The 4,388-nt window shown below is 38.0% G+C and carries 5 protein-coding genes; all 5 read right to left on the reverse strand.

Translation table 11 applies throughout. The annotated features are described in order from the left end of the window. A partial coding sequence (locus RTL21_RS18355) for a metal ABC transporter permease (RefSeq protein ID WP_396954469.1) occupies positions 1 to 628 on the reverse strand: 628 nt, incomplete at its 3' end. Beyond that, positions 629 to 1,537 carry a metal ABC transporter permease gene (locus RTL21_RS18360; RefSeq protein WP_312097944.1) on the reverse strand — a complete coding sequence of 303 codons (909 nt, stop codon included), beginning with the start codon at positions 1,535 to 1,537 and terminating at the stop codon, positions 629 to 631. Next, positions 1,537 to 2,271, reverse strand: coding sequence for a metal ABC transporter ATP-binding protein (locus RTL21_RS18365; RefSeq protein WP_312097945.1), 735 nt, complete (start codon positions 2,269 to 2,271; stop codon positions 1,537 to 1,539). Before RTL21_RS18365 ends, RTL21_RS18360 begins: the two co-directional genes overlap by 1 nt. Before the next feature lies 1 nt (position 2,272). Further along, positions 2,273 to 3,202, reverse strand: coding sequence for a metal ABC transporter solute-binding protein, Zn/Mn family (locus RTL21_RS18370; protein ID WP_312097946.1), 930 nt, complete (start codon positions 3,200 to 3,202; stop codon positions 2,273 to 2,275). A 252-nt stretch (positions 3,203 to 3,454) separates the two neighbouring features. Then, positions 3,455 to 4,147 carry a stage II sporulation protein R gene (gene spoIIR, locus RTL21_RS18375; protein ID WP_312097947.1) on the reverse strand — a complete coding sequence of 231 codons (693 nt, stop codon included), beginning with the start codon at positions 4,145 to 4,147 and terminating at the stop codon, positions 3,455 to 3,457. Between the last annotated feature and the right edge of the window lie 241 nt (positions 4,148 to 4,388).

Consider the following 4,388-nt stretch of genomic DNA (forward strand, 5'->3'; position numbering starts at 1 on the left):
CTACTACCATAATTGCTCCTACCGCATCAAATGCCGCAACCGTTGTTAAAGAAACTAAAGACATAAATAAATAGTGCATAAGGATAACAGGTATGCCAAGACTTGCAGCAAGTGCAGGGTCAAACGACGTAATCTTCCATTCTTTATAGAAAGCAATAATAACAAATAGGACAACTAGTAAAACAATACTTAGTAATACCACTGCTTCTGGAATACTTCCTAGGAGCGGTATTTCTACTCTTTCCCATGGAATGAACGTAATCTCTCCCATCAAAGTATGCTTCACATCTAGATGAGCATTCCCCACTTTTGTTGCAATGAGAATGACACCTATTGCAAATAAAGTCGTAAAGACAATCCCAATCGATGCCTCCTGCTGTACACCTTGTGTATGAAGCCATTGCACAACAATCGCAGTAATCAAACCAGCAATAACCGCCCCTATCAGCATATGGATACCTGTTAATTCTCTCGTAATCAAGTAAGCACACACAATTCCCAAAAGTACTGTATGGCTAATAGCATCTGCCATCATCGCCATCCTTCTTAAAATTAACAATACTCCAATAAGTCCACAGCTTAATCCAACTAATGAGGCAGTTAACAATATCCAACCTGTATAGCTCATTTATCTTTCTACCTCCCTAGTCATTGCTAATTGCGTGATATTCTTCCTCTGTCTTTTTTGCTGAAAAAAGACAACTACCAAGCCTTTTTTACTTCCTAAAAATAAGGAAACTAGGAAGACAGAAGAAGCTGTCACCACAATGAAAGGTCCAGTTGGCCATCCCTTCCCGATTGTACTAAGCAATGTTCCGATCATTCCAGAAGCCCCTCCAAATATAGCGGAAAGTATCACCATCACTCTGAACGATTCTGTCCAATATCGAGCACTTACACTTGGAATGATTAATAAAGCTGCCATTAATATAACGCCAACCGCTTGAATCCCAACAACAATGACTAAAACTAGGATTGCCATATATAGTGCATTCATCTTAGTTGTCAAGATGCCCAAGCCTTTAGCAAAGTTAGGATCAAACAAAAAGATTTTCCATTCCTTAAACAGGAGCACCGTTATGAAAAGTACGATAAGAGCTACCGCCATCATCGTCCAAACATCCTTGGACACCATGGAAGCTGCTTGCCCAAATATAAAGCTATCTAACCCACTTTGATTACCGCCAGGCATCCGATTAGCAAATGTTAGCAGCATAATCCCTAAGCCGAAGAATACGGATAAAACAATTCCCATTGCCGCGTCCTCTTTGACTCGACTAGAACTTCTTATCCACTGAATGAGAAAAGCACCTAATAATGCAGTAATAGCTGCTCCAATAATCATCACAAAAAGATTTTTTTCTCCTAATACTGTAAAACCAAGTACTACTCCTGGCAGTGCTGCATGAGAAAGAGCGTCACTCATTAAGCTTTGTCTTTTCCAATAAGCGAAGCTGCCTATGACACCAGCTGCCATTCCTAATAAGAACGTACTAAATAAAACAGATTGCGCGTTATAAGAAAGAAAACTTAACATTATCGCTTCTCTCCCATCCAGTGCAAAGTACCACCATATGCTTTCATGATATTCTCTTTCGTAAAAGTTAAATTGGTTGGTCCATGTGCTATTACCGTTTTGTTTAAGAGGAGGACATGATCAAAATATTCTTCCACGGTTTGTAAATCATGATGGACAACCATCACTGTTTTCCCGCTCTCCTTTAGCATCTTTAGCGTCTCCATAATTGCTTTTTCTGTCGTAGCATCAACACCTGCCAATGGTTCGTCTAAGAAATAAAGATCCGCATCCTGGGCAAGAGCACGAGCGAGAAAGACGCGCTGCTGCTGCCCACCTGACAACTGACTAATTTGTCGATTCGCATAATCTTCCATCTTCATTTCCTTTAATGCAGCCATTGCTTTTTGCTTATGTTCTTTCTTTGGCCACTTTAACCAGCCAATTTTTCCATATTGCCCCATCATTACAACATCTAGAGCGTTTGTCGGAAAATCCCAATCTACAGATCCACGCTGGGGAACATAGCCGATTTTTGATTTAGCTATTTTATAATTTTCGCCGAAAAAAGTTACCTTGCCAGTAATAGTGGGATGTAGCTCTAACATTACTTTTAATAATGTAGATTTCCCAGCACCATTTGGACCGACAATACTCGTTAAAGTTCCAGGCTTAATATGAAAGCTCACATCGGATAATACTTCATTTTTTCGATAGGCAGCTGATACATTCTCTACGGTAAGAACCGACTCCATTTCACTCCACTCCTCTACTCAACGCTTGATAGATAGTGGAAACATTATGTTTATACATTCCTATATATGTTCCTTCTTCCGTATCTGCATCTCCCATTGCATCAGAGAATAATTCTCCACCAAGCTCTATATCAAGCCCTTCTTTTTTCGCACCTTCAATGACTGCATTAATGGAAGCTGGGTTAATGCTACTTTCGATAAAAACAGCAGGAACTTGATGCTCCACTAGTAATTGAATAGTCTCCTCTATATCTGATAATCCAATTTCGGCTTCCGTGCTTAGACCTTGTAATCCGACAACCTCTATATCTAGCATTCTTCCAAAATAGCCAAATGCATCATGGGCTGTAACTAATACGCGCTTATCTTCAGGTAAAGTCTCCATCTGTGCTTTCGCTTCTTCTTTTAATGCGTCTAACTTCGCAAAATATTCTTGTTTATTTTTCTCAAAATAATCGCTATCATCTGGTAAAGCTTTCTTTAACTCGTTCGTTGCTGCATCAAGTGATTCTTTCCATAAATCAATATCGAACCAAATATGAGGATCAATTGCACCTTTCTCATCCTTTAAAAGCTTTTCCTCTGGGTTAACTTCTCCAATGGCAAGAACTGATCTTGTTTTTCCGATTTCTTCAAACACCTTAACCATATTTGCCTCTAGATGTAATCCACTATAAAAGATAATGTCTGCATTCTCCATTTTCTGGATATCCCCTTGTGTAGCTGTATACAAATGAGGATCAACGCCAGGTCCCATTAGGCTTTGCACTTCTACTTTATCGCCGCCAATTACCGACATTGGCTCTGCAATTTGCGCAATTGTAGTAACAATCGTAAGCTTATCGTCTCCCTTTGATTCTGTTGATTCAGCTGAACACCCCGTTAAAAAAACAAACGTCATTAATAATCCTGTTAATACAAGTTTCCACATTCTTATTCCTCCTTTTCACCATTACAAAAAATCATAACCATCGGACAATTTGTTTCCCTAAGGAAACTTTTGTGTTTATATACAAAATACTTAACTAATTGAAAAATGTCAATGGTTTTAGCACAATTAGGTAAAAATTCTTAAATTGCTTTGGCTAATATTTGCACCCCATAAAGTAACGGAGGAATCCAATTTTGTAAAAACAAAAAAGATGCCTCTATTCCAAAGCATCTCTTAACGTATTGCGGGATATTAGCCAAAAATCTTATCCCATAATTCCACTAGAAAAAATTTCACTTCTACTTTCTCTTCTTCTGCTTCAACAAATACAGGATCTTTCTTCTCTTTTTCTTCTTTCTTTTCTACCTTCGCTGTTTTTTCCTTTTCTGCTTTCTTCTCAACTTTCTCTTCTTTCTTCTCTTCCTCAAATCCATCGCTTACGGCTACTCCGTTAGAGAAATCTAGGAAACATAGTGGCGGGAAAAGAACACACCACCAATTAGCACCCTCGCCTTCACCTAAAGTAATAAGAATTGCATCATATTGTCCTGCTGGATATAAGAACTCTCCGTATAGCTTTGTTGGAAAATCAACTTTATCAAAAGTAACATTTACTGCTTGATTTGCCTGTTCTTCTTCTACTACTCTTTCAGCAATAAGCTGAATTTCCGGTAATTTTTCCTTCAATAAGTCTTTTGCCGCTTCCTTTGAAGTCAATTCAGAAACCCATTTTGTAATTTCTTCATTTACAGCATCTCTTACTTTTCTTTTTAATGCCTGATCTGCTTCTAAATCACTATTAGCTAAGATTCTAAGACGAATCGCATCATTCGGAATGATTACCTCACTGTTTGCTGTTACTTCATTTTTAGGAATATATAAACTCATAATAGTTGATAGAATAAGTACAAATAAATAAATAGTTGCCATCGGTTTGTTTTTCATCTTTAGCACCGCCCCTTCACTAACACAGTGTGGACAGATTAATAGAATCTTAAACTAGCAAATTTCATTTTTTCTGAGCTTTTTTGTAGGGGAGTCTACTATATGCAGATGGTGGATTTTCTTGCGGGTTTTGTACTTTTATTTGGGGATTTGGATTTTGCTTGCGAGTTTGGCATCTTTACTTGCGACTTTCATACTTTTATTTGCGGGTTTGGCATCTTTACTTGCGATTCTTATTTTT

The sequence above is a fragment of the Niallia sp. genome, from assembly GCF_031978665.1.
In the GTDB taxonomy this organism is placed as follows: domain Bacteria; phylum Bacillota; class Bacilli; order Bacillales; family Cytobacillaceae; genus Niallia.